The following is a 26234-nucleotide window of genomic DNA, read 5'->3' on the forward strand; positions in this document are numbered from 1 at the left end:
TGGCTGCGGTTGCATAAGCGCGGTTGAGCTTCTGGGGGATATTCGAATGACACTGCAATCCATGACGGGCTTCGCGCGAAGCGAAGGCTCATCCGGTCGATATCGCTGGGCCTGGGAACTGCGCTCCGTTAACGGCAAAGGGCTGGATCTGCGGCTGCGCTTGCCATCCGGCATGGAAGCATTGGAGACAGCGCTGCGTGACATCGCGTCCAAAAGCCTGTCGCGCGGGAATATTCAGGCCGGGCTCTCTGTATCTGCCGCAGAGACCAAGCTTGAGGCCGTGGTCAATCGCGATGCCTTGGACGCAGTGCTGGCCTTGAAGAAGGAACTCGGCAACGCGGTAAGCGACGCACCGCTCAGCTTCGATACCTTGCTGTCCGTGCGTGGTCTCGTGGAGTTTCGCGAGCCGGAAGAGACGGAAGATGCGCAGAGCGCGCGCAACACCGATATCGTCGAGGGCTTTTCCCTTGCCGTCGCTTCGTTGAAGTCCATGCGCGAGAGGGAAGGCGCGTCACTCTACACGCTGCTTTCGACCCATATCGATCGTATCGAGCAACTGACATCTGTCATCGAGGCAGATCCTTCTCGACAGCCGGAGCAAATCCGGGCACGGCTGGAAGCTCAGATCGCCTTGATCGGTGATGGCAATGGAAGCCTCGATCGCGAGCGCCTCTATGCCGAGGCTGCGCTTCTCGCCACCAAGGCGGATCTGCGGGAAGAGATTGACCGGTTGACCTCGCATGTCTCCGCCGCGCGCGAGCTTCTCGCTGTCGGCGGTCCTGTCGGGCGCAAGCTCGATTTTCTTGCACAGGAATTTAACCGGGAGTCGAATACGATCTGTTCCAAATCCAATGCCAGTGCTGTAACCGCTGCTGGTATAGAATTGAAAGTCGTGATCGACCAATTCCGCGAACAGGTTCAAAATCTGGAGTAGGCTCCATGGTACCAGCAAATAGCTCTCCCGTTCATATTGCCCGCAGAGGGCTTATGCTGGTCATGTCCTCGCCATCGGGTGCGGGTAAGTCCACCATTGCCAGAAACCTGCTGGACCGGGACAAGAACATCAGTCTCTCGGTCAGTGTCACGACGCGTCAGCGCCGGCAGAGCGAGATCGAGGGCATCCATTACCACTTCATCACAAAGCGTGAATTCGAGGTGATGCGCGACAGCGATCAGTTGCTGGAATGGGCGGAGGTTCACGGGAATTTCTACGGAACGCCCCGTGCGCCCGTCGAGCAGGCCATGGCTGAGGGCCGCGACATGCTGTTCGATATCGACTGGCAGGGCGCAGAGCAGCTTCAGGACAAGATGAAGGCTGATGTCGTGTCGATCTTCATTCTACCGCCAACGATGACCGAACTGCAGTCGCGCCTGCATCGCCGCGCCGAAGACACCGAAGAGGTTATTCGCACACGCCTTGCCAATTCCCGCGCTGAGATCGAGCACTGGCGCGACTATGACTATGTGATCCTCAATGACGACCTTCAGGCCGCATTTTCGGCCGTCGAAGCCATCGTCAAGGCCGAACGTGTGCGCCGCGACCGTCGCCACGGAATGTTCGATTTCATCAGAGGATTGTTGGAGGAAGAGCCGCAGCTCTAATCAGCCCGGTTTTTTGGTCGCCAGCCATCTGACGCGAGAGTTTTTCATCTGCCGCGTCCTCCGCCCAGCCGTGCCCCCCATCCAGCACTTCGAGACAAACATCCGCGCCGGCGGTGACGAATTGGGCGGCCAGATCCTGCGCATCGTTCGGCTCGCGTCGTTCGTCATGGCTGGCAGCAAGCAGCAGGACAGGAAAGCCGGATAGGCTTGGAAGCTCTTCATTTCTTCTGGGTGAGAGCGGACGCAACAGGATCGCTCCCTGCGCCCGGCTGCAATCCTGACAAATCATCTCAGCCGCCATGATCGCACCGTTTGAATAGCCGACGAGGAATGGCGTTTGGCCTGTCTGCTGCGTGACAAAATCCATGAACGTGCAGAGCCGCGCCGCCTGCGCTTTCAGATCATCCACGTCGAGTTGCCGATCGGGCTTCCTGCGGAAAAATGCAAAACCACTTTGCCATGGGATGGCGCCGCGCATGGCATAAAGAAGGGCGTTGGGGAACACGGCACGGCCGAAGGCGAGAAGGTCGTGCTCATCCCGTCCTGACCCATGGAGAAGCACCACAACGCAGTCTGCTACTCCTGATGGGCGCTCAAGCCTGTATTCGAAACCTGCATCGATCATCGTGTCCCTATCGGCTCAGTCCGAGATCAATGTCGGCTTGGTCACGCCCGCAGCCGGAATTATAAGCTGTTCGCCAACCGTACGAATTCTTCGACCGAAAGCGTTTCCGCTCGTCTCGTCGGATCAATGCCGGCCTTCTCCAGCAGGGCTTCTCCGCCGATGCTCTTCACGCTCTGGCGCAGCATCTTGCGGCGCTGGCCGAAGGCGGCTTCCGTGACCTTCTCAAGCTTGTCCACATCGCAGGCCAGTGGCTTTTCCTTTGGCAGGAGATGCACGACTGTCGAGGTGACTTTCGGTGGCGGGCTGAAAGCTTGCGGCGGCACGTCGAAAGCCATCTCCGGCACCGTGCGCCATCCGGCAAGCACGCCAAGGCGACCATAGTGATTATCGCCTTCCTCGGCGACGATCCGCTGGCCGACTTCTTTCTGGAACATCAGCGTCATGGAAAGCCAGAACGGCGGCCATTGCTTCGGCAGAAGCCAGTTCACAAGAAGCTGGGTCCCGACATTATAGGGGAGGTTCGCGATGATGCGTACTGGCTCGCCCTTGGGAACGAGGGCTTCGAAATCGGTCTTCAGCGCGTCGCCTTCGATCACCTCAAGCCGTCCGGGATAATGATCGGCAATTTCCGCAAGCGCAGGAAGACAGCGGCTATCTCGTTCCACCGCGATCACCTTCTTTGCGCCGAGCGAAAGGATGGCGCGGGTCAAACCGCCTGGACCAGGCCCGACCTCGAAGACCGTAACACCATCCAGAGGACCAGCGGTACGCGCAATCTTCTGCGTCAGATTGAGGTCGAAGAGGAAGTTTTGACCAAGCGACTTCTTCGCATCCAGGCCATGGCGCTGTATAACGTCGCGCAGTGGCGGAAGACCATCGATCGCGGCCATCAGGAGACCTGCCCGGACAGCGATGTCGGCTGCCATCTTCAATGCCGCAACAAGGCTCGAAGGCTTGGCAATGCCCTGTCCGGCGATGCCGAAGGCGGTGCCATGATCGGGCGACGTCCGGATGAAAGGTAGGCCGAGCGTCACATTGACCGAGTCATCGAAGCCGAGTGCCTTCGCCGGGATCAGGCCCTGGTCGTGATACATGCAGATCGCAACGTCGTAGCGCTGGCGTGCGGCATCATGGAACATGGTGTCGGCCGGTAGCGGCCCAAATGCATCAATACCATCTTTGCGCAGCTGCATGGTCGCTGGATGGATGATATCACGATCTTCCGCACCGATGGCGCCGTCTTCGCCCGCATGGGGGTTTAGCCCAGCGACTGCTAGTCTTGGCGCATCCATGCCGAACTTGCTCTTCAGGTCGTTGGCAACGATCCGGCAGGTATCGATGATAAGCTCTTCGGTTAGAGCAGATGCCACATCCTTGATAGGAATGTGGATCGTCACAGGTACGACACGCAGCTTCGGCCCGGCGATCATCATCACTGGTCGCGCCGCCTGGCCCGTGTGCTTCAGCGCGAGGTCCGCAAGAAACTCCGTATGGCCCGGAAAGCCGAAGCCTGCTTCGTAGAGCACGGATTTTGCAATCGGATTGGTGACGACGGCAGCTGCCTTCCTCGCCACCGTCAACGAGACAGCGGTTTCAATGGCCTTAATGGTGGAATGGGCAGCACCCACATGGGGTTGGCCCGCCTGTACCTCGAAGCCGACAGGGATGGGCAGGACAGGTAGCGCAGAGGCGAAGGCAGAGAAGGCCTCTTCAGCCTCGCAGCTGACGACATTGACCGCCATGCCGAGAATATTTGCACGGCTCGTCAGGACGTCTGGATCACCGATGAAAAGAAATGGTGGGACGCCCAGCTCATCACGCCTTGCCCAGGCCGCAAGTGCGATATCGGGACCGATCCCGGCTGGATCGCCCTGTGTCAAAGCGAGTGGCAATTGAAGCGGCGTCACGGCGTTCGGAGCTTTCACCTGTTGCGCCAGTTTCGAAAGAGAAAACCCTCCGATCAACGGCGTTCTGCTATGTTATGAAGACCATCGCGGCACCGTGATACGGTGCCGCACTGCGCATCAGGTCTGGGTGATCTGCGCCTTGCTGCGAAGCTCGTCCAGATACTTCTTCTCGTTCGGGTTTTCACCCTTCTCGGCCTTGTTCAAATCTTCGGCGCGGAACACAACTTCCGCTGCGTAATCATCCGAGACCTGTTGCTTCTTGCAGACCGCGAGATATTCGACGCCCTTTTCTGTGACGCGCGTACCGGTGGTGCCGCCTTCAGGCGTCTTGGTAACCAGATCTTTCCACTCTGGGGGCAGTTCCGGCTCAAGAATGCGGCCGAGGTTCTTGATCGAAACATCCAGCATCGTCGCTGCAAAGGTCTTCGCCTGCTCACAGCCGGGATAGCGTTTGCGAGACGCCTCGGCTTCGCTCTTGCGCTTGCCGAGGGTGGCCTTCTTCGACTCCGGTACAACGAAAATGATCTGCTGCAGGAAATATTCCGATGTCACAGGCTTCTGGCCGCGCTCCTTGAGACGCGTGATGAAGTCCTGTGTCGACATGCGGTTCTTGCCGCCATAGCGCGCATTGACCAGACGTGGCCAGCTCATCTGCACGGCGATAAAGGATTTGAAATGGTCTGCACCCACGCCAGCCTGCGTCAGAACCTTGGTCAGCTGTTCTTTCGTCAACTTGTTGCTGGCAGCGAAGCGGCCAAAAGCGGCATCCACATCTGCAGTGCTGACCGACGCCTTGACGCGGGCGATTTCCTCGCGCTTCAAGGCCTCTTCGATCAACTGCTCGCGGGCTTTCTCGTTGAGATTGCCAGACTGGCGCTGCAGCTTCAGGAAGGCCACCCGGCGTGCAATATCATCGGAGGTAATCGGGGTCTTGTTGACAACGATCTTCACCGCGCTGTCGGCAAAAGCGACATTCGCCTGCGGCGCAACGATCATGGGAACTGCGAAGATCGCAAAGGCAAACGCGACGCTGCGCATCGCCTTCTTTCCGAAGTTCATCCTGGTCTCTCCCTCTCGGCAAGCCAGTGGACCAGTGCCACAGCATTGCTTTTGAAACTCTCGCGGCACGAAGCTTACGTGCTCACCTCACGGTGATACTCAGCCCTCTGCAGCGATCCTAAATATGAACGCGCCCGTGTATATCACTGGAATGATTACCACCGCAATCGTCCGCCACAACCAGATCGTCGATATCTGCGGCAAAAACGTGACCTTCACAGTGGTGGGTCGATCACATGATGTCGAACGTCATAGGCACTGCAGGTGTCGCTTGACATGAAAACGGCGGGAAGATCCCGCCGTCGTTCCAAGAGATAAAGGCTATCAATAGTTATTCGGCTGCCAGCCGATATCGGCCTTATCCCAGTCTTCCGCAGCCGAACCGACACTGATGTCACCGAGGGTACGGAAGGCGAGACGGGCGTTGATCGACCAGTCATTCGCCGCTTCACGCACGGTGCTGAGGTTACCCTCATCCGAGTAGCTGACAGTAAAGATGGTGCACTCGTCCTGATAGAGAATGCCGATACGGCGCTCGCTGGAGAACTTGTTGTTCAGGTCGTAGTTGATCGCACCGAATAGCGCCCAGTTGTCGTCGAGACGCAGCTTGCCGGAGGTCTGGATGATATCGCGGTCACGATCATAGCCATAATTCGGCTGTGCCTTGACCTGCGTATAGCTGACCTTACCGGTGAAGCGGTTATCCGTGTAGTGGACGCTGTTCTCCATACGGTTGATCTCGAAGTTATCCTTGTCGAGACGCAAGCTGTTGGAGAAGGACAAACCGATTGGCGCATCGATCGCCGCCATCGTCACGTAGTCGGAGCGGTCCGATTCCAGGCCGGAATCAGCACCGGCATTGACGAGATCCGGCGACGCGAAAGAATTTTCGCCAGCAAGATGGAAGGACTGTCCTGCGATGGCGCGGACACCATAGCCATTGTCGAAGGTACCGTTATAGCGGAAACCGAGATTGGCACGCGTGCCGCCTTCGATACGGTCGAAACCGCTGAACTTGTCCCGTTCGAAGAGGTTGGTGGCATCGAAGACGAAGGCCTGCGAATCTTCGTTCGGAAGACGGCCTGCAAATTGCTCGTCCGGACGCACGAACAACTGAGCGATCGGTTCGATCACGTGGCTGCTGTTTTGTGCCGTGAACAAAATCGGGTAGCGCGCTTCGAGACCGAAGGTCGCCATACCGCGGAACGCCGCGTCATCATTGATCGAGCTGCTATAGGCCAGACCCTGCGTTGCCATATCGGTGGAGAAGATGTCTCCACGAAGTGCGCCGAGCGGTGTCAACTGAACGCCGCTATCGAAAGTGTAAGTTCTCTTCCACTCGGCCTCTGTCGTCAGGCGGGTATAGGTGCCCTCGAGACCCGGGAAGCGATTGGACGTTCCAAGCGCATAGGCGTCCTGGTTGCGGCGGGTCAGGCTCGTCAGGTTCGTCGTCAGCGAAAGCTCGCCGCCATAGACTGGATCGGGAAGGAAGTAGCGGTAGTCGACGGCTGGATGGACAATCGCCTGCCTGCGCTCTTCCAGCTCAAAGTCGTCCTTGTCCTGGACGTTGAAGTAGTAGGCGTTGGCATCGAAGCTGTTACGATCACCGAGGCCAGAGAGGTAAAGCTTGTTGGTCTGCGTTTCGCTCTTATAGCCCTTGAGGTCATAGGTGCGGGCGAAGTTGTTATCCGACTGCACCATGACGTCCCAGCCGAATGACCAGCGGGGATTGATCTTGAATTCGCCGCGGCTGGCAACCATGCCACGACGGTCGTTCATTGCGTCGCTGGTGCCGGGGTCGAAACGTTCCGGGTCGCGCTGGTCAATGCCGGCAAATGTCAGCGTATGCGTTCCCATCTCGAAACGGTTGCGCAGCTCGCCCTGAAGCAGAAGACCCTGGGCCGTGTAGAAGGTCGGTGTAACCGTCAGATCCGCGCTATCGCCGAGCACCTGATAATAGGGCACGCCGATACCGAAACCGAGCTTGTCGGTCATGCTCATTTGCGGGAACAAAAAGCCGGATTTACGCTTTACCCGGTTGTCGGGAACGGTGATGAACGGAAGATAGGCGATCGGCTTGCCGAACAGCTCGAAGCGAGCCTTCTCCAACCGCACAGTTTGGCTTTTGCCGTCCTGAATGACGCGCTCAGCCTTGACCTGCCAAAGCGGCGGCTTGTCCGGGCGCTCGGCGCAGGGAAGGCAGGCCGTGTAAACGCCGTTGTTGAGGATCATAACATCCTCATTGACGCGTTCAGCACTTTCGCCGGCAATGCGTGTGTTGTCGGTGGTTTCTACACGCAACGAGTTGACGAAACCCTGCGAGAAATTGTCGGTTACATCCAGCTCATCGGCGTAGATACGACTGCCGGAAGGCTCGATGAGTTCAATGTTTCCACGGGCGATAACGCGGCCCGTGCCTTGATTATATTCCACACGCTGGGCCACCATACGGTAGCCCGAATATTTCATGCGCACCCCACCCGTCGCGATCACTTGTTCAGCGTCACGATTATAGGTGAGTTCATTTGCTGTAAGCAGGAGTTTTGATTGGTCTTGAGCGTCGCCCACGATCACGCCGTCATCAGCAAAAGCGCTGGATGCGGTCGCCATGTATGCGCACACAGAAGCCCCTGTCAGAAGGGCTGCCGCAAGCCGTCTGATATTCCCGCGGTCAAATACCGCCACTAGCCGTCCTCCTGATGAAGCAGAATGGTTGCCCCCAATGCCAACGCTACGACGACTGGAATCCAGACCGCAACGAAGGGCGGAACAACGCCGCTACTCCCGAATGCCCTTACGAGCACGGTTACCACATAAAGCACGAAGCCGGAAAGGATTCCACCCAGAATCACTGAACGGGACTGTGCAAAACGGCTGAACTTTAGAGAAACAGTTGCCGCAATGAATGTCATCGCCACCAACAGAAACGGCATGGAGAGTAGGAAGTGATATTGCGTTTCGAGCGCCTTGGATGACAGGCCGAAGGATCTCGCCACCTCTATCTTTCGAGAAAGATCAAAGAAAGCAACGGTTTCCGGCTGGGTCAGACGCTCCTGAACGAATTCCTGTCTCAAATTGGTACTGATTCTTGCCGTCGCCTGATGGGTGGGGACGTGACCCGGTCGAATCTCTGAAACGTTGTTAAGAAGCCAGTAACCATCTTCCAACTTCGCCGACGCGGCGTCCTGTCGGAAAAGGATGTTGCCATTCTTGTCGAGGTGAATCAGCACCACGTCCTTCAGCAGCGCGCCATTGTCCTCGAAGCTCTTGGCTCCGATGATCGTGTCCTCTCCACCGCTGCTCTGACGCAGCCACGGAATCACCTGTTGCTGGCGAGGACCGCTGCCGTCATTGCGCCATCCCGCTTCGACGGAAAGCGACTTGCTTTCGCCCCAGGCGGCGAGTGGATTAAGCGCGGTGACGCAGAGGATGCCAAGAAGGATCGCGCCGGTGATGAAGGGCAGCATGAACTGCCAGACGGAAATGCCCGCAGCACGCGTCACCACCAGCTCGTAGCGGCGGTTGAGCGAAATCAACGTCGTCATGCCGACGAAGAGGGCGACGAAAGGGACGGTCTGCTGCAGGATGAGCGGCAGCCGAAGCGCTGTCAGGCCGAGTGCGGCTGGCACAGAATAGCCTGGAAGGCCGGACATGCGCCGCGCGGTTTCACTAAAATCGGCCAGAAAGATAATGGAAGACACGCCCAGTAGAAACCAGAACGTTGTCATGGCGTAACGGCGAAGGAAATAACGGGCGAGTGTGCCGAACATCATGCGCTCTGTCCTCCATTGCCATTAGCCTTTGGTGGGCTGAAACGGCGCTGAAGCGCCTGCGCGGCGTGTTGTATAAAGGACGGCATATGCAGCTTGCGGCCTGTCGCCAGCAGATAGGCGGCAATGAGGCCGCTGACCACCGGAACGGCGTAGACGAAGGGAATGAAGGCGGCGCTTTGCTTCACCTGATTGGTGAAATAGAAGCCCAGCCAGCGGAGCATGAAGGCCGTCACCAGCGCAACGACCATGGGATGAAGCCGTGCCTCTCGATGGGAGCGTGCATCACCTGCAACGACCAGCGAGATCAAGGCAAAGACGAACGGGAACATCCAGTCGACCAGACGCCGGTTCAGTTCCGAACGGAAGCTGCCAGGGTTTTTCTTGTAGCTATCCAGGTCCTCGTCAGGAGAGAGCAGGAAGGCGAGGCTCGCATCGCTGGCGGACAGTGACGGTTCATTGTCGGACTTCTCCGACATGGTCGAGAGATCGAAGGCGTAGGACAGGAACTTGACGACTGAGACCTTGCCGTCTGGCGTCTTCTGCTGAACCTCACCGTCACGCATGGTGAGCGAGGTGCCACCTTCGTCGATCATCCCTTCCTTGGCATAATAGATGAGGTCGTAATTCGGATCGCGACGGTCGGCTACGAATAGACCGCGCAGGATTCGGCCTTGGCGCTGGGCGATCTGCACGTAAAGCCCATCCTGAATGGTGCGGAAGGTCTTCTCCTCAATGACGGAAGAGAGCAGATCGGCATAGGCTGCAGCAACCATCTGGCGCGCAGCGGCACGTGCCGGCGGCTCGGCAAAATTGGTAATGCCGAAGGAGACAAGGCTCAGCACCGCGCCGAGAATGAGGACTGGCTTGTAGATGATCGTGCGGCGCGCGCCAGACGCATCGATGATCGCCAACTCCGAGTCGGTGTTCATCGCCGTCAATGTCTGCGTCACGCCGATAACAAGCGCGAAGGGAAGAACGACGGGAATGAGCGTCGGCAACAGCATGGTCGCGAGCGTCATGAACGAGCCCATGGACTGGCCACTATCCGTGACGAGGTTGATTCTTTGCAGAACCTGGATCGTCCAGATGATTGCCAGCACGGGCATCAGCGCGACGAGAACCATCTGCGTCGTGCGTCGCAATATGTACCGTTCGAGAAGCGCCATTTAGTCCCTGATAACGTTTTTCATTGTTTTTTCCCCGCGCAGGGAACCGGCCCTATGTAATCGCATCGCTCCCGCTTGGCGACTCTCGACGGGCCACAAATTTCTTTCGCGCAGTCATTTTTCCTGCGGCTGTGGCTTTTTGTGGAGAGGTGAAGAAAAAACTTTCCGCTGCTTGAGACGTTGCGGCGCACCATCCACAAATTTGACACCGCAAGTCGCCATGCCGGGGTTGCGTCGCGGGCGGAAAGGCCCATGATCCGCACACCCTTAAAAAACAGCAAGATGAGCATCAAGATGTCCGCTAGTTTCGATATTTCCTTTGCCGCCTCCGCCTCATGTGCGAATGCTACCGCCATTCTTCTGCGCGCTTCCGGAGATGACGGTGCGGCGGGGCAGGCGCATGTCGATCCGGCTGGCGTGTTGGAAAAGGCCGCCAAGGTCGCAGGCTTTTCGGCAAAGTCGATGAGCGTTCTCGATGTTCTGGCGCCCCAAGGTTCTGAGGCAGATCGCATCACGGTCATCGGCCTTGGCAAGGCGACGAAGCTGACCGCGCATGATTGGCTGAGAGCGGGCGGTACCGCTGCTGCCAATTTCAAGAAAGCGGAAAAGGTCGTCATCTATCTCGATGTCCCAGGTGTCGATGTGAATGGCAAGAATGCTGCCGATTTCGCCCTCGGACTTCTGCTGCGCGCCTATAGCTTCGATGCTTACAAGACCAAGAAACCGTCCGACGAGGAGAAGAAACCGAAGCACGTCGATGTGACGATCGTGACGGTTGCCCATGAAGAAGCAAAGAAAGCGTTTGATGCTGCCCAGGCCGTCGCCGATGGCGTCATCCTGGCGCGCGACCTCGTCAACCTGCCACCGAACGTGCTTGGTCCTGTCGAGTTCGCCGAAAAGGCCGAAGGCTTGAAGAAACTCGGCGTTGAGGTTGAAATCCTTGGCGAAAAGGAAATGAAGAAGCTCGGCATGGGCGCACTTCTCGGCGTGGCCCAAGGCTCTGTTCGCCCGCCACGGCTTGCCATCATGCAATGGAATGGCGGCTCCAAGAAAGACGAGCCGATCGCCTTCATCGGCAAGGGCGTGGTGTTCGACACCGGCGGTATTTCTCTGAAGCCAGGTGCCGGCATGGAAGACATGAAGGGCGACATGGGCGGCGCTGCTGCCGTGACCGGTCTCATGCACACGCTTGCGGCCCGCAAGGCAAAGGCCAATGTGATCGGCGTTATCGGGCTCGTCGAAAACATGCCGGATGGCAATGCTCAGCGGCCTGGCGATATCGTCACCTCCATGTCCGGCCAGACCATCGAGATCATCAATACCGACGCCGAAGGTCGCCTCGTTCTGGCGGATGCGCTATGGTACACGAACGATCGCTTCAAGCCGAAATTCATGATCAATCTCGCCACCCTGACCGGTGCCATCACCGTGGCGCTCGGCAATCTTCAGGCGGGCCTCTTCTGCAATGACGATGAACTGGCCGGGCAGTTGATCGAGGCGGGGCGACACGACACAGGAGAAGCTCTGGCGCATGCCGCTCGGCAAGGATTACGACAAGATCATTGATTCGAAGTTTGCCGATATGAAGAACAGCGCCGGGCGCTTGGCGGGCTCGGTGACAGCCGCTCAGTTCCTCAAGCGCTTTGTCGGCGAGACGCCATGGGCGCATTTGGATATCGCAGGCACAGCCATGGGCTCGCCGCTGACCGAGATCAACCAGTCCTGGGGCTCCGGTTATGGCGTTCGCCTTCTGGACGAACTGGTTCGCGCGCACTACGAGGATTGAGGTAAAAGCAAGAAGGCGGCAATCTCCCGATGACGGAAGTCCTGTTTTATCATCTGACGGAATCCAAGCTGGAGGATGCCTTACCGCCGCTTTTGGAGAAATCGCTGGAGCGCGGCTGGAAGGTCGCGGTCCAGACGGGAAGTGATGAGAAACGCGATGCGCTCGACGTGCTTCTCTGGACGTTCCGCGACGACAGCTTTCTGCCGCACGCCACCGACGCCGTCGCAAGTTCTGCCGAACAGCCTGTGCTGCTCACCTCAACCGATGGCAATGCCAATCAGGCGACGGTGCGTTTTCTGGTCGATGGCGCCGAACCGCCGGCTCTTGAGCCGTACGAGCGTATCGTCTTCATGTTCGATGGCTACGACGCCGGGCAATTGGAGGCGGCACGCGCGCAGTGGAAGACGCTGAAAGTTGAGGGCCATGCACTCACCTATTGGCAGCAATCACCTGAAGGCCGCTGGCAGAAAAAGGCGTGATCCCTTAAGCGCATCAACGACGGAAGCGAAAACCGGCAAAGCCGGTCGTCTTCGTCGGGATCGCCCAAACACCGCCCGATAATGGCGCCTTATGTAACCGCTCCTCCGACATGTTGTGACGGTGGGACGTCAGGAAAAGCGTGCTGAAGTCCGGCCCACCGAAGCAGCCCATGGTGGGGTGCGGGACGGGCGCCGCAATCGCACCGAGATGCACGCCGTCGGGCGAAAACGCGTTGATCAGTCCAGCCGAAACGCCAGCGCTCCAGTAAACGCCGGAACGATCGACGCAGCCGCCATCGGGCCTGCCCGTTTCCTCCGTCATCTGCGCAACCAGAATTCCTTCATCAAAGGTCCCTCGGCTCTTGTCGAATGTGCGGCGACGGATCTTTGTACGGAATCGCTTTGCCACATGAGCGAACCATCTTGTGAGAAGGCAAGCCCATTGGGGCAGGTGAGGCCGGTCTGCATCCATTCGGCACCACTTGCCGTGACGCGCCAAAGCTCACCGCGCGGTTCCATCTGCGGCAATGGCACATTATGCATCGTGCCGACCCAGAAGGCACCATCTGGCCCGATGCGTCCATCATTCAGCCGGAAAGGACTGCCCTCCTGCGCCGGAATGCTGCAGAGCGTGTGGGTGGCGCCACTCTCCGGATCGAGGACAACGATATCCATGCCACAGGCGATGATGAGGTCGCCACTGTCACAAAGTCCAAGGCTCGACACCGTGTTTGGGAAAGACCATTCACGATACTGACCGGGCGTGAGAGCAGCAGAGCGCACCGTCTTGCCGAGAATATCGCACCAGAACAGCACTTGGCGCTTTTCGTCCCAAACGGGTGATTCCGCCAGCGTGCTGATTGTGTCGCAGAGGAGTGTTGCCTCTGACATGCCGAGCGCTTCGGCAGGCAGCAGCCTGTAGTGTGCAGTGGTCATGGTGGGATCCGTTGTCGATGGTACCGCAGATTTACTCGAAATAGTCCTGATGGTTGGCAAAGACCTGCGCCAGAATGCCCAAGACGCGCCTTAGGTGTTTGCGCAACTCGTCCGCCGCAAGCGTCTCGTTGCCATCCTTTATCGCGGCATAGACCGCCTCGTGTTCGGCAAGTAGCCCCGCCATATGCGCCTCATCGGTAATGGCGAGAGCCCGCAGGCGGTCAAGGCCTGCCTTTTCGCGGATGAGCAGCGTTTCCAGCCTGTCCATGCCGGTGGCCGCCGCAAGGGCGCTGTGAAACTGGTCGTCATGCATCCGGAAGGCCTTGCGGTCCCCGCGCTGCATCGCCTTGCGCTGACCGCTCAGCGCATGCTCGATTTCCTGCTCCGCTTCCGCCGACAGGCCGATCTCGCATAGCTTCTCGACCGCTGCGACCTCAAGCGCTTCACGGATGAATTGCGAACTGCGGATACTCTTTTCAGAAAGCTTGGAGACGTATGTGCCGCGGCTGGGAAGGGTTACGATCAAGCCGTCGTCTCGTAAACGGCTCAATGCCTCCCGCACCGGCGTACGACTGGAATTGAATGATAGGCCGATCTCATTTTCGGATACCGCCTGCCCGGGAAAAAGCTCCCGCGACAGAATGGCGGACTTTAGCGCCGAGTAAATCTGATCCACTACGGGACGGTTCAGATCCAGCCTCTCCATGGTCGGGACAGAGCCGCCTGTCATCGGGATTTTGGGCATTTTCACTCCAGCGATTTCTAACCGGTATACCGGAACACAAGTCAGTTGACAACCGGCATACCGGTATGCAAATTACGCCGCATTGGGAAGGGAGGCTCCCTAAATGCAGAAGATCAAAACCTGCGTCATCATTGGCGCTGGAATGGTGGCGAAGACCCATGTGCTCGCCTGTGCAGCAAGTCCTGACAAAATTCGGCTGAAGGGTATCGTTGACAGCGGTTCCGGTCGCGCCAAGGCATTGGCCGAGGAAGCGTCGAAGCACGCGGGATATGACGTGACAGTTTATTCCTCGGTGGCTGAGGCGGCGCAGGACAAGGATGTCGATTTCGCCATTATCGCCACGCCGCCGAACGCCCGCCTCGATATCGTCGAAGCCTTCGCCCGTGCCGGCAAGCACATTCTCATGGAAAAGCCGGTTGCCCGGCACACCGATGAGGCCGAGCGTCTGGTTGCTCTGTGTCGGGACGCTGGCGTCACGCTCGGTATCATCTTCCAGCATCGCATGCGCGCAGCTTCACAAAAGGCGCGCGAGCTTGTTGACGGTGGAACGCTTGGAGAACTGGGTCTCTGCGAGATTTCCGTGCCGTGGTGGCGTGCTCAATCCTATTACGACGAACCCGGTCGTGGCACTTTGGCGCGTGACGGCGGCGGCGTTCTGATTTCCCAGGCGATTCACACCATCGATCTTGCCTTGAGCCTCACCGGTCCCGTGTCTCGCGTCCAAGCCATGGCGGCAACCACCCGTTTCCACCGCATGGAAACGGAGGATTATGTTGCCGCAGGCCTGCGCTTTGCAAGCGGTGCAGTCGGTTCGCTGGTTGCCAGCACGGCAAGTTTTCCAGGCTCGGCGGAATCGATCCTCCTGCATTTCGACAATGCCAGCCTCCGGCTCGCATCCGGTCTTCTGCATGTCGATTGGCGCGACGGACGCCAGGAGGTCTTCGGTGGGGCAGCTTCCGGCACCGGTGGCGGCGCCGATCCGATGGCCTTTACCCATGAATGGCATCAGGGCGTCTTCGAGGATTTCGCAGATAGCATCACCGCAGAACGCCCGCCGGTTGTCACGGGTGAAGCGGCTCTTTTGTCTCACATATTGATCGACGCGATCATTAACTCGGCCGAAACCGGCAAGGAAGTGGAACTGCAAAAATGACTAAAGCAATTAAGTTCGTCGCTCTGGGCATAGAGCACCGCCACATTTTTGGCATGGCACAGAACCTGATGGACGTCGGTGCGGAATTCGTCGGCTGGTGGACGGAAGGCGAGCCCGATGTGGTCGAAGGTTTCGTCAAGCGTTTTCCCAACGTGCCGCGCTCGGCCACCAAGGAAGCGCTTCTTGCAGATGACAGCATTGATCTCGTCGTCATCGCCGATATTCCGTCCAAGCGCGCGGACCTCGCAGTCGCTTCGATGGAAGCCGGCAAGGATGTCATGACCGACAAGCCAGGATGCACAACACTCGAACAGCTTGAGCGTATTCGCCAGACGGTCAAGAAGACCAACCGGATCTGGACGATCGACTTCTCAGAGCGCTTCGAAGTGCCGAGCGTCACCAAGGCTGCCGAGTTGGTCGCCGCAGGCGCCATCGGCCGCGTCGTGCAGACGATCGGCATGGGGCCGCATCGTCTGAACCGCCAAATCCGCCCGAAGTGGTTCTTCGAGCGTGAAGCCTATGGCGGCATCATCACCGATATTGCCAGCCACCAGATCGATCAGTTCATGTTCTTCACCGGCTCCACCGACGTGGAAATCGTGTCTGCGACGGTTGCCAATTACGCCAATCCAGGCGATCCGGGCCTGCAGGATTTCGGCGAAGTGCTTCTGCGTGGCGACAAGGGCCATGGCTATATCCGCGTCGATTGGTACACGCCGGATGCGCTGCCCACCTGGGGCGACGGTCGTCTGACCATTCTCGGTACCGAAGGCTACATCGAGCTGCGCAAATATGTCGATGTCGGCAACAGCGAAGGCACTGACCGCCTGATCCTCGTGAATGGCGATCGCTGCGAATATATCGATGCCTCCGGTGCCGGGCTCCCATATTTTGGACGTGTATGCGACGACATTCGCAACCGTACCGAAACGGCAATGACGCATGAGCATGTGTTCAAGGTTTGCGAACTGTCGCTTCAGGCGCAGGCCAAGGCCGAAGGAGCAAAGGCATGATCGGAGTCGCCATTGTTGGCGCCGGTATCGGTGCCGAGCATCTGAAGGGTTATCTCGCTCTGCCGGAACGCTTCTCCGTCAAGGCGATATGCGATCTCGACGTGGAGCGTGCGCGTGGCGTTGCCAATGGCACGTCCATCCATGTCACCGCCGATCTGGATGAGGTTCTGGCGGATCCGAGCATCCAGCTCATCGACGTCTGCCTGCCGCCGCACTTACATTTCCCAATCACGCTGAAGGCGCACGCCGCTGGCAAGGACGTGGTCTGCGAAAAGCCGCTCGTGCGTTCGCTGGAAGAGGCGAATGCGCTTCTCGAATCCGTCAAGACGACGGGCCGCAGCATCTTCCCCGTCTTTCAGTATCGCTTTGGTCCGGCCATGCGCCAGCTTCGCGCGCTGATCGATGCCGGGCTTGCCGGCAAGGCCTATGTTGCAAGCTCGGAAGTCCATTGGAACCGCGGCAAGGGCTATTACGACATTCCCTGGCGCGGAACCTGGAAAGGCGAGTGCGGTGGCGCGATCCTCGGCCATGCGATCCATGCACATGATCTGATCTGCTACGTGCTCGGTCCGGTCGAAGAAGTCTTCACCATGGCCGATACCCGCGTCAACGCGATCGAAACCGAAGACTGCGCGGCACTCAGCTTCCGCATGAAGAACGGCGCGCTGGCGACTAGCTCGGTCACGCTCGGTGCGGCCGAAGACACATCGCGTCTGCGCTTCTGCTTCGAAGGTTTCACCGCCGAGAGCGGTTCGCTGCCCTATCGCCCGGCGGAAGACAAGTGGCGCTTCATTGCGCGAGCACCGACGACGCAAGCTCAGATCGATGCGGTTCTTGCCACGGTTGGCGATGGCGAGAACGGCTTTACCGGTTTTGTCGAGGCGATTGCTGACGCCATGGAGGGGCGCGGCGGCAAGGAGGTCACCGTAACGGACGGTCTGCAATCGATCGAACTCGTCACGGCCATCTATCGCTCGGCGCGCGAAGGCAAGCCGGTACGGCTGGCAGAGGCGGCGGAAGGTCAGTGGATCAAGGGTTGGGCTCCGCAGCCTGCACCCACCGCAGCATCGGCCTGAAGATCGGGATCGATTTTCAGAAAGGCACGATGCGTGATTTGGAAGAGCTAGAGCGTCCTTTGTGCGTCCGAAAGGATGCACGGCGCTCTAGAGCATAATCATCGCCAAAGCATAATCATCGAATGGGAGGAAACCAGATGATCAGACAATACAGCATGGCATTGGCGCTCGCTTTGGGCGCGGCGTCTTTCGCCGGTGGCGCTCAGGCTGCCCAGGAAGTTCGCTTCACCTGCGCCTATGACGGCAATGGCTGCGAAATCCTGAAGGACATTCTCGCACGTTACGAAAAGCAGCATCCGGATGTGAAGATCGTTACCGACGTGGTGCCTTAAAAGGCGCTGTTGGAAGGTCTGCCCGTTCAGCTCGCGGGCGGCAGCGGTCCGGATTTCGCCACCGTCACCGACCTTGGCGGCCTCAACCGTTATTATCTCGATCTCACGCCCTATGTGGACGCGAAGAACTGGGAAGACAATTTCTCCAACGTGCTGAAATGGTACCGCAGCGGCCCTGACGACAAGGGCATTTACGGCATGCATACGCAGCTGACCATCACCGGCGCCTTCATCAATCGCACGCTGTTCGATCAGGCCAATGTCGCCGTGCCCGGTAAGGACGCGACGATGGACGATTGGGCGAAAGCGGCGACCGCCGTCGCGAAGGCAACCGGAACACCTTATCCGATGGCAATCGACCGTTCGGGCCATCGTATTGCCGGCCCCGCCATCTCCTATGGCGCCAAGATTTTCGACGCTGAAGGCAAGCCGATCCTGGTCGATGAAGGCTTTACGACTTTCGTGAAGAAGTTCGTCGAGTGGAACAAGGACGGCACCATGGCGCGTGACGTCTGGGCCGGGCAGGGCGGTAATACCTATCGCGACGCCGCGCAGGAATTCATCAACGGCCAACTCGCGTACTACTATTCCGGTAGCTGGCAGACGGCGCGCTTCGACAGCCAGGTAGGCGATGCCTTCGACTGGGAAGTCGTGCCGCAGCCTTGCGGCGGTGCTGCCTGCACCGGCATGCCGGGTGGTACTGGGATCGTCGGTTTCAAGCAGACCAAGAACCCGAAGATCGTTGCCGATATCCTGAACTTCCTTGCCGAAGACGAGAACTATCTCGACTTCACCGTCCGCACCCGCAACGTTCCGGCCAAGAAGTCGGTCGCGGAAAAGGGCGTGACCTATACCGGTGCGACCCCTGCGACGCAGAAGGCCATGAATGCCTGGCTCGACCAGATCCCCGGCATCAGCCCGATTGCTTACGCCTACCAGGGTTACAAGAACAATCGCGCCATGTTCAACATCTCTGTTCAGCGCATCACCCAGGCCATCGTCGGCGAATTGACAGTCGATGAAGCGATGGCACGCGCCAAGACAGACGTTGAGGAAATGTTGAAGCAGGCGAAGTGATCCATCGCCTTCCGGCGCGACGCATTCCGTGCCGCGCCGGATCGAAGGAGGAGCCCCATGTATAAATTGATTGCGCTAGTGATGGGCATCGTTGAACTGCCATTCGCCTTCCTGCAGAAGGTGCTCGGGCATCGACGGATTGCCTGGGTGTTTCTGACCCCAAACCTCATTCTCTTTGCTGTCTTCGCATTTCTGCCGATCCTGCTGAACGTTGCCTATTCGGTGACGGGCACCGAGCAGATCATGCTTGCCGATCGCCCCTTTGTCGGCGGCGGGAATTTTCAGGCGCTGATGTCCTGCGGCAATTATCTCGATCCGAATTCCTGTCAGCAGGACCTCTTCTGGCGCTCGGTGTGGAACACGCTCCTCTTCGTCGTGCTTCAGGTGGGCTTCATGGTTGGCTTCTCGCTGATCACGGCCATCATCCTCAACCGCGATATCCGCGCCCGTGGTTTCTTCCGCGCCGTCTTCTTCTTCCCCGTGTTGCTGTCACCCGTGGGCGTGGCGCTGATCTGGAAGTGGATCTTGCAGCGCTTCGGCGTTCTCAATGCCGCGATGGAAGGTATGGGCTTGAGCTCTGTCGACTGGATGCTGGAAGCAAACCTGGCCTTCGGTTGGTCGGTCTTCCTGTCGGTTTGGGCGCATATGGGCTTCTACACGCTCATCCTTCTTGCCGGCCTGCAGGCGATCCCACGTGATGTCTACGAGGCCGCCGAACTCGACAAGGCGAACCCCTGGCGCATCTTCCGCCGCATCACCATGCCGCTTCTGGCGCCGACCATGCTCGTCGTTCTGGTCCTGTCGTTGATCAAGGGCGTACAGACCTTCGACGAAATCTTCGCCTTTACCGGCGGTGGTCCAGGCTCGGCGACGACCTTCATCATTCAATACATCTATCAGACCGGTTTTGCCGGAACGCCCCGCAATTTCGGCCTCGCGGCCGCAGCCTCGCTGCTTCTCGCCGCCGTTCTCGTGGTGCTGACCGCTCTGCAATTCCGGGCAAACAGGAGCAAGGTCGATGGCTAGGATCGGTGCATTTCTGACCCGCACGCGCGGCCGCAATGGCAAGCTGCATTGGACCGACTGGCTGTCCTACGCCTATCTTGGCTTGGCCGTCGTGATGATGTTCGGGCCGGTCGTCTGGCTTGTCCTGTCGTCCTTCAAGACCGAAGCCGACCTGCAGCGCTTTCCTCCACGTTTCCTGCCCTATTCGCAGGAGACTGTCGTGGTGGATGGACAGCAAGCACCGCTTCCAGCCTATACCACCAAGGACGGCCAGACGGTCGGCATGGTTCGTCGCATCGGTCTTGTGGCGCAGGTTATCGATCCCGCCAAGCCGACCGAAATCCAGAAGATGCCGTTCAACGAGTTGAAGCCCGCAGAGCGCGTGTCGCTGGCGACGGAAAACTACACCGAGCTTTTCCAGCGCTTTAACTTCCCGCTTTACTTCTGGAACTCGGTCTTCATCACGGTGACGTCCACCGTCATCATGCTGATCGTCAATTCCATGGCGGCCTTTGCCCTGTCTAAATACCAGTTCAAGGGCAGGGGTGCGGTTTTGGCCATGGTCGTCGGCACCTTGATGATCCCGCAGACAGTCGTGCTGGTGCCACTCTTTCTCATCACCAGCCAGCTTGGCATGATCAACAGTCTTTGGGGCGTGATCATTCCCGGTGCCGCCACGCCGACCGGCGTGTTCCTGCTGCGCCAATATATGCTGACGATTCCCGATGAGATCCTCGACGCGGCACGCATGGATAAGGCCAGCGAGTGGAAGATCTATTGGCGCATCATCCTGCCGCTCTCCGCACCGGCACTGGCCGTGCTTGCGATCCTTGCGGTCATGTGGCGATGGAACGACTTCCTCTGGCCGCTGATCGTCCTGACCCGCAACGACAATTTCACACTGCAACTGGCACTGAATTCCTTCCAGGGAGAGATGTCGACGGAGTGGAGCAACCTGCTTGCCATGACCGTGCTGACACTCGCGCCCATCGCGCTGGTCTTCATGTTCCTGCAAAAATACATCGCCACCGGCATCGCTTCGACGGGCGGCAAATAATCCTTCGGGAGGAGACACGACAATGGCAAGTATTGAGCTTCGTCAGGTCAAGAAGACGTATGGCGCCCTTGATGTGATCAAGGGTATCGATCTCGATATCAAGCATGGCGAATTCTGCGTGTTCGTCGGACCGTCCGGCTGCGGCAAGTCGACGCTTCTGCGCATGATTTCCGGTCTGGAAGTCTTGAGCGACGGCGATATCGTCATCGGCGGCGATGTCGTCAACACCGTGCCGGCGGCAGACCGCGGTCTTGCCATGGTGTTCCAGTCCTACGCGCTCTATCCGCATATGACCGTGCGCGAGAACCTTTCCTTCGGTCTTGAAAATATCGGCACACCGAAAAAGGAGATCGCCGAGAAGATCGCCCAGGTCTCCAAAATGCTGCAGATCGATCAGCTTCTGGAGCGTCGTCCGAAGGACCTGTCGGGCGGGCAGCGTCAGCGCGTCGCAATCGGTCGCGCCGTCGTGCGTGAACCGCGCGTCTTCCTCTTCGATGAGCCACTGTCCAACCTCGACGCGGAACTTCGCGTCGATATGCGCGGCGAAATCTCCGCTCTGCACAAGCGGCTCGGCAACACAATGATCTACGTGACCCACGATCAGGTGGAGGCCATGACCATGGCCGACAAGATCGCCGTGTTGCGCGCGGGTAAGCTGGAGCAGTTCGGCGTCCCGCTCGATCTCTACAATCGCCCGGCCAACATCTTCGTAGCAGGCTTTATCGGTTCGCCGAAGATGAACTTCTTTGCCGGGGAGGTGATCTCCGGACCGACGCCGCTGCTGAAGATCGCGACGGGAGAACTGATCCCGCTGCCGCAGACCGGCTTCACCTATGCGCCCGGCCAGAAGGTGACGCTCGGCATTCGTCCTAATCATGTGAAGCATGGCAGCGAGGGACCGCTCACCATGTCGGTGCGCACGGCAGAACAGCTGGGTGGCGAGTCCTACCTTTACGGCAATCTGGGCAACGGTACGCCGGTGACGCTGCATCTGTCCGGGCAGACGTCGACCGCTGCCGGCGAGGTGATCCGCATGTCCGCGCCGCTCGAGCACATTCATCTTTTCGATACGATGAGCGGCGTGACGCTCAAGCAGGACGTTTGACATGACCGAGAAAAAGCTACGCTCCGCCCGCTGGTTCGCTCCAGACGATCTCCGCAGCTTTGGCCACCGCTCCCGCATGATGCAGCTTGGCTATTCCGAAGAGGATTTTGCCGGCAAGCCGGTGATCGGCATTCTCAATACGTGGTCGGAGCTGAACACCTGTCACTCGCATTTTCCCGAACGGGTGAAGGACGTGAAGCGTGGCGTTCTTCAGGCAGGCGGCTTTCCGGTCGAAATGCCGTCGCTCTCCGTCGATGAAAGCTTCACGAAGCCGACCTCTATGCTTTACCGCAATATGCTGGCGATGGAGACGGAGGAGATGATCCGATCCCATCCGCTCGATGGCGTGGTGCTGATGGGCGGCTGTGACAAGACCACACCCGGTCTCGTCATGGGGGCGATCTCCGCTGGCGTGCCGATGATCTATCTGCCCGCTGGCCCGATGTTGAGCGGCAACTATGCCGGCAAGACGCTCGGCTCAGGTTCCGACGCCTGGAAATATTGGGATGAGCGTCGTGCAGGCAATGTTACCGATGAGGAGTGGCGCGGCGTCCAGGGCGGCATCGCACGCTCTGCCGGTGTCTGCATGACCATGGGCACGGCTTCCACCATGACCGCGATTGCCGATGCGCTGGGTCTGACGCTGCCGGGTGCATCTTCGATCCCTGCCGTGGACTCAGCTCATCTGCGCATGTCCGCGGCCTGCGGGCGTCGCATCGTGGAAATGGTGAGCGAGGATCTGACGCCGAACAAGATTTTGAGCGCGGCAGCCTTCCGCAATGCGGCGATCGTTGCCATGGCCACCGGCTGCTCCACCAACGCCGTCGTGCATCTGATCGCCATGGCCAGGCGCGCAGGCGTGCCGATGACCTTGGATGAACTGGATGCGCTCGGTCGTGTGACACCATTGATTGCCAATGTCCGCCCCTCGGGCAAGGACTATCTGATGGACGACTTCTACTTTGCCGGTGGTCTGCGCGCACTGATGAAGCAGATTGAAAGTCGTCTCGATTGTTCGGTACTGACGGTGACGGGCCGGAGCATGGGCGAAAACCTGGAAGGCGCAAAGGTCTATAATGACGATGTCATTCGCTCACTCGACAATCCTGTCTATGCCGAGGGTTCGCTTGCCGTGCTGCGCGGCAATCTCTGCCCGGACGGTGCCGTGATCAAGCCTGCGGCCAGTGATCCCAAATTTCATGTGCATGAAGGTCCCGCACTCGTCTTCGACAGCTATCCCGAAATGAAGGCGGCCATCGATGATGAAAATCTCGACGTCACCCCCGATCATGTTCTGGTGCTGCGCAATGCAGGCCCATTGGGCGGCCCGGGCTTTCCCGAATGGGGCATGCTGCCGATCCCCAAAGCGCTGATCAAGAAGGGCCACCGCGATATGGTACGCATTTCCGACGCCCGTATGTCCGGCACGTCCTACGGTGCCTGCGTGCTGCATGTGGCACCGGAAAGCTTTGTCGGCGGTCCGCTTGCACTGCTGAAGACGGGTGATATCGTCCGCCTCGATCTGCCCGCACGTCGCCTCGACATGTTGGTGAGCGAAGAGGATATCGCCAGCCGCCGCGCCGCCTGGCAGCCACCAGCGCCGCGTTATGAGCGTGGCTATGGCTACCTCTTCTCCAAGCACGTGACCCAGGCGGATGAGGGCTGCGATTTCGACTTCCTTCAGACGGATTTTGGCCGCAGCGCTGGCGAGCCGGACATCTTCTAAAGGATTGGGTAGATGATGAAGCGTTTGCTGATCACAGGTGCTGGCGGCCAACTGGGCAGAATGCTGCGCGGGCGGCTCGGCCATATCGCCGAAATCGTCCGCCTGTCGGATCTGGTGGAGATTGCCGCGCCCGCCGGACCGCATGAGGAAGTGGTTCGCTGCGCACTGGAGGATGCTGAGGCCGTCAACGATCTGGTGAAGGATTGCGATGGCATCGTTCATCTGGGCGGTATTTCGGTCGAAAAAGCATATGACCCGATTGAGGATGCCAATCTGCGCGGGGTCTACAATCTCTATGAAGCGGCGCGGGCGAACGGAAAGCCACGCATTCTCTTCGCTTCGACCAACCACACGATCGGCTACTATCCCCAGGGGACCAAGCTTACGCCGGATATGCCCTTCCTGCCGGATGGTCTTTACGGCGTGTCGAAGATTTTCGGGGAGGCGATGGCGAGCCTTTACCACTCCAAGTTCGGCCAGGAGACGGCGATCGTCCGGATCGGCTCCTGCACCGAAAAGCCGATGGACTGGCGCATGCTCTCCACCTGGCTGAGCCATGATGATTTCGTCTCGCTGATCGAGGCCGTCTTCCGCGTGCCCGAGCTTGGCTGCCCGGTCATCTGGGGCGTGTCTGCCAATGACGATGCCTGGTGGGACAACTCTCATGTCGATTTTCTCGGCTGGCAGCGTCGCGACAATGCTGCGCGCTATCGCGAGGAGATCGAACGGACCGTGCCGCGCCCCGATCCGGACGCGGCCATCGCAAAATATCAGGGCGGCGTCTTCATCGACGAACCCATTCACAAGGCTTGAAAAGCCTTCATCCGTCACGACGAGGAGAATAAAATGAACAGCGAAACCCGCGAAAAACTATCGACGATTTCCGTCGCGACCTTGGCAACGGCGCTTTACAAGCGCGGCCTGCGCAATCAGGTCATCCAGGGTGTGCGCCCGCTTGGCCACAAGGGCAAGAACATGGTGGGTCCCGCTTTCACGCTGCGTTACATGCCAGCACGCGAGGATCGAAACCAACTCGTCGAATTCCGCAATCCTGCCCATCCGCAGCGCGTGGCCATCGAGACCTGCCCTCCGGGTCACGTGCTTGTCATGGATAGCCGCAAGGATGCAAGTGCTGCTTCTGCCGGCGATATTCTCGTCACTCGCCTGATGGTGCGCGGCGGTGCCGGCATTGTCACTGATGGCGGTTTCCGCGATGCGGCGACCATTGCCGAGTTGGATATCCCGGCCTACCACACCCGTCCGTCGAGCCCCACGAACCTCACCAAGCATGAGGCGATCGAGATCAACGGTCCGATCGGCTGCGGCGATGCGCCGGTCTTCCCGGGCGACATCGTCGTTGGCGATGCCGACTGCGTTATCGTCATCCCCGCCGGGATTGCCGACGAAGTGGCAAACGAAGCCGTAGAAATGACGGCTTACGAAGATTTCGTGGTCGAACGGGTCAAGGCAGGCGAAACGATCATCGGCCTTTATCCTTGCACGAAGGATGAGCACCAGACCGCCTTCGCCGCATGGCGAAAGGAGAATGGTCGCTGACGCTTGGGCAAAGCCCTAAGCAAGTGCGCTCAACAGAAAATGGCCGGGTTGTCCGGCCATTTTTTTATCGGTGTAACTCTTCATCGACCGCTATCAGTCGTAGAAGGAATCCACGAACTTGTGGCGACCGAGCAGGAATGCGTCTGCGACGTGGGTCAGCGGTGCGAGATCGACGTCGGATGTCTTGGCCTTGATGATCTCGGCGAAGCGCTCGTACAGGGCAGGGTATTCGCGCTCCGGCTCTGCAAATTTCAGTTCGCCATTGATCGAAAGCTTTGCGCCGCCTTCGGAGAGAACCATCTGACCGGCTTCTGTCTCGGCGACGATATCCCAGCTCTGCTTGCCCGTCTGGCGCCAGTCGAACTCGGCATGCACCGGCATCTTCGTCACGTCGGAGAAGTGGATATCGGCGGCAATCGGTGCGTCGCGATTTTCCGGGAATTCCAGCGTGGCCTTGGTGATAAATAGCGCGCGCGGCAGGATATGGGTGATGATCGACAGCGCATTGATGCCGGGGTCGAAGACACCGAGACCGCCAGCCTGCCAGATCCATTCCTGGTTCGGGTGCCAGTGGCGCACATCTTCCTTCCAGATGACATGAACGCTGTTGATCTTGGTGGATGCCAGAAAGCTCTTTGCTGCTTCGACAGCCGGAGCGTAGCGCGAATGCCAGCTTGCAAACAGCGAAAGACCCTTTGAGTCCGCCAGGCGAACGAGATCCTGCACTTCCGAAAGGGTCGCACCAGGCGGCTTTTCAAGGAACACATGCTTACCGGCGTTGAGCGCCGTATAGGCAGCCTCGTAGCGATATTGCGGCGGCATGCAGAGCGACACGGCGGTGACGTCCGGCACGGCTCCGATCAGTTCCTCGATCGTGTGATAGGACGGGACGCCTTCGACGGTACCATGGCGGCTGGCCGTCGCGATAAGCTCGAAATCCGCATTGGCGGCAATGGCTGGAAGATGCTGGTCGCGAACGATTTTGCCGACGCCGACGATGGCAAGCTTGATAGCTGACATGCTTTTAAGACCCGTGTGATGCTCTAAAAATAATA

The 26234-nt window shown here is 58.9% G+C and carries 21 protein-coding genes and 4 pseudogenes; 14 read left to right on the forward strand and 11 right to left on the reverse strand.

All coding sequences use genetic code 11. From position 1 onward, the window contains the following. The first annotated feature begins 46 nt into the window (after positions 1 to 46). Together QE408_RS13845 and gmk are read left to right on the forward strand one after the other, a co-directional pair. Positions 47 to 934, forward strand: coding sequence for a YicC/YloC family endoribonuclease (locus QE408_RS13845; protein ID WP_306932044.1), 888 nt, complete (start codon positions 47 to 49; stop codon positions 932 to 934). Positions 935 to 939: 5 nt separating this feature from the next. After that, complete coding sequence (gene gmk / locus QE408_RS13850) at positions 940 to 1602, forward strand: guanylate kinase (RefSeq protein WP_306932047.1); 663 nt, start codon at positions 940 to 942, stop codon at positions 1600 to 1602. On the opposite strand, the gene QE408_RS13855 is transcribed toward gmk, so the two are convergent. The 8 genes and pseudogenes from QE408_RS13855 to QE408_RS13890 all read right to left on the reverse strand — a co-directional run bounded on the left by QE408_RS13855 (position 1568) and on the right by QE408_RS13890 (position 10422). Beyond that, complete coding sequence (locus QE408_RS13855; protein WP_306932049.1) at positions 1568 to 2080, reverse strand: alpha/beta hydrolase; 513 nt, start codon at positions 2078 to 2080, stop codon at positions 1568 to 1570. The two genes, gmk and QE408_RS13855, sit on opposite strands and share 35 nt — an antisense overlap. Before the next feature lie 206 nt (positions 2081 to 2286). Then, a complete protein-coding gene (rsmA, locus tag QE408_RS13860) occupies positions 2287 to 3117 on the reverse strand; it encodes a 16S rRNA (adenine(1518)-N(6)/adenine(1519)-N(6))-dimethyltransferase RsmA (protein ID WP_306934805.1) in 831 nt (276 codons plus the stop codon). A 9-nt stretch (positions 3118 to 3126) separates the two neighbouring features. Further along, positions 3127 to 4134, reverse strand: a pseudogene (gene pdxA / locus QE408_RS13865) (4-hydroxythreonine-4-phosphate dehydrogenase PdxA); the annotation flags it as partial. Between the two features lie 117 nt (positions 4135 to 4251). Beyond that, on the reverse strand, positions 4252 to 5193 hold the full coding sequence (locus tag QE408_RS13870) for a peptidylprolyl isomerase (protein WP_306932051.1): 942 nt from the start codon (positions 5191 to 5193) through the stop codon (positions 4252 to 4254). 324 nt (positions 5194 to 5517) lie between these two features. Further along, entirely contained in the window at positions 5518 to 7878 is a 2361-nt protein-coding gene (locus tag QE408_RS13875) for an LPS-assembly protein LptD (protein WP_306932053.1), read from the reverse strand. Beyond that, a complete protein-coding gene (gene lptG / locus QE408_RS13880; RefSeq protein WP_306932055.1) occupies positions 7878 to 8966 on the reverse strand; it encodes an LPS export ABC transporter permease LptG in 1089 nt (362 codons plus the stop codon). The genes QE408_RS13875 and lptG overlap by 1 nt, the downstream gene beginning before the upstream one ends. Further along, positions 8963 to 10132, reverse strand: a complete 1170-nt coding sequence (locus tag QE408_RS13885) for an LptF/LptG family permease (RefSeq protein ID WP_306932057.1) — start codon at positions 10130 to 10132, stop codon at positions 8963 to 8965. Before QE408_RS13885 ends, lptG begins: the two co-directional genes overlap by 4 nt. A gap of 20 nt (positions 10133 to 10152) precedes the next feature. Beyond that, positions 10153 to 10422: a hypothetical protein gene (locus QE408_RS13890; protein ID WP_306932059.1), complete on the reverse strand. Its 270-nt coding sequence runs from the start codon at positions 10420 to 10422 to the stop codon at positions 10153 to 10155. A 4-nt stretch (positions 10423 to 10426) separates the two neighbouring features. Here QE408_RS13890 and QE408_RS13895 point away from each other — a divergent pair. Both QE408_RS13895 and QE408_RS13900 read left to right on the forward strand, forming a co-directional pair. Continuing rightward, positions 10427 to 11918: pseudogene (locus QE408_RS13895) on the forward strand (leucyl aminopeptidase). 29 nt (positions 11919 to 11947) lie between these two features. Next, complete coding sequence (locus tag QE408_RS13900; RefSeq protein ID WP_306932061.1) at positions 11948 to 12397, forward strand: DNA polymerase III subunit chi; 450 nt, start codon at positions 11948 to 11950, stop codon at positions 12395 to 12397. 13 nt (positions 12398 to 12410) lie between these two features. Here the strand turns inward: QE408_RS13900 and QE408_RS13905 are convergent. After that, positions 12411 to 13333 (reverse strand): annotated as a pseudogene (locus tag QE408_RS13905) (SMP-30/gluconolactonase/LRE family protein). Positions 13334 to 13364: 31 nt separating this feature from the next. Next, positions 13365 to 14078: a GntR family transcriptional regulator gene (locus QE408_RS13910; protein WP_306932064.1), complete on the reverse strand. Its 714-nt coding sequence runs from the start codon at positions 14076 to 14078 to the stop codon at positions 13365 to 13367. Between the two features lie 103 nt (positions 14079 to 14181). Between QE408_RS13910 and QE408_RS13915 the strand changes: the two genes are divergently transcribed. From QE408_RS13915 to QE408_RS13960, 10 genes and pseudogenes are all read left to right on the forward strand, one after another. Next, positions 14182 to 15231 carry a Gfo/Idh/MocA family protein gene (locus QE408_RS13915; RefSeq protein ID WP_306932066.1) on the forward strand — a complete coding sequence of 350 codons (1050 nt, stop codon included), beginning with the start codon at positions 14182 to 14184 and terminating at the stop codon, positions 15229 to 15231. Next, complete coding sequence (locus QE408_RS13920; protein WP_306932067.1) at positions 15228 to 16244, forward strand: Gfo/Idh/MocA family protein; 1017 nt, start codon at positions 15228 to 15230, stop codon at positions 16242 to 16244. The genes QE408_RS13915 and QE408_RS13920 overlap by 4 nt, the downstream gene beginning before the upstream one ends. Further along, positions 16241 to 17320, forward strand: coding sequence for a Gfo/Idh/MocA family protein (locus QE408_RS13925; protein WP_306932068.1), 1080 nt, complete (start codon positions 16241 to 16243; stop codon positions 17318 to 17320). Before QE408_RS13920 ends, QE408_RS13925 begins: the two co-directional genes overlap by 4 nt. Positions 17321 to 17457: 137 nt before the next feature. Then, positions 17458 to 18729 (forward strand): annotated as a pseudogene (locus QE408_RS13930) (ABC transporter substrate-binding protein). 57 nt (positions 18730 to 18786) lie between these two features. Beyond that, on the forward strand, positions 18787 to 19755 hold the full coding sequence (locus QE408_RS13935) for a carbohydrate ABC transporter permease (protein WP_306932069.1): 969 nt from the start codon (positions 18787 to 18789) through the stop codon (positions 19753 to 19755). Then, a complete protein-coding gene (locus QE408_RS13940; protein WP_306932070.1) occupies positions 19748 to 20791 on the forward strand; it encodes a carbohydrate ABC transporter permease in 1044 nt (347 codons plus the stop codon). Before QE408_RS13935 ends, QE408_RS13940 begins: the two co-directional genes overlap by 8 nt. Positions 20792 to 20813: 22 nt before the next feature. Continuing rightward, positions 20814 to 21896 carry an ABC transporter ATP-binding protein gene (locus tag QE408_RS13945; RefSeq protein ID WP_306932071.1) on the forward strand — a complete coding sequence of 361 codons (1083 nt, stop codon included), beginning with the start codon at positions 20814 to 20816 and terminating at the stop codon, positions 21894 to 21896. A 1-nt stretch (position 21897) separates the two neighbouring features. After that, the gene (gene araD / locus QE408_RS13950; protein WP_306932073.1) at positions 21898 to 23622 is read left to right on the forward strand and encodes an L-arabinonate dehydratase; all 1725 of its coding nucleotides are present in this window, start codon (positions 21898 to 21900) and stop codon (positions 23620 to 23622) included. Positions 23623 to 23634: 12 nt separating this feature from the next. Beyond that, the gene (locus tag QE408_RS13955) at positions 23635 to 24435 is read left to right on the forward strand and encodes an NAD-dependent epimerase/dehydratase family protein (RefSeq protein WP_306932075.1); all 801 of its coding nucleotides are present in this window, start codon (positions 23635 to 23637) and stop codon (positions 24433 to 24435) included. A 33-nt stretch (positions 24436 to 24468) separates the two neighbouring features. Beyond that, complete coding sequence (locus QE408_RS13960) at positions 24469 to 25179, forward strand: ribonuclease activity regulator RraA (protein ID WP_306932076.1); 711 nt, start codon at positions 24469 to 24471, stop codon at positions 25177 to 25179. A gap of 93 nt (positions 25180 to 25272) precedes the next feature. Here the strand turns inward: QE408_RS13960 and QE408_RS13965 are convergent, their stop codons facing one another. Beyond that, the gene (locus QE408_RS13965) at positions 25273 to 26199 is read right to left on the reverse strand and encodes a Gfo/Idh/MocA family protein (protein ID WP_306932078.1); all 927 of its coding nucleotides are present in this window, start codon (positions 26197 to 26199) and stop codon (positions 25273 to 25275) included. Positions 26200 to 26234: the final 35 nt, after the last annotated feature.

The organism is Agrobacterium larrymoorei (assembly GCF_030819275.1).
GTDB classification, from domain to species: Bacteria; Pseudomonadota; Alphaproteobacteria; order Rhizobiales; family Rhizobiaceae; genus Agrobacterium; species Agrobacterium larrymoorei_B.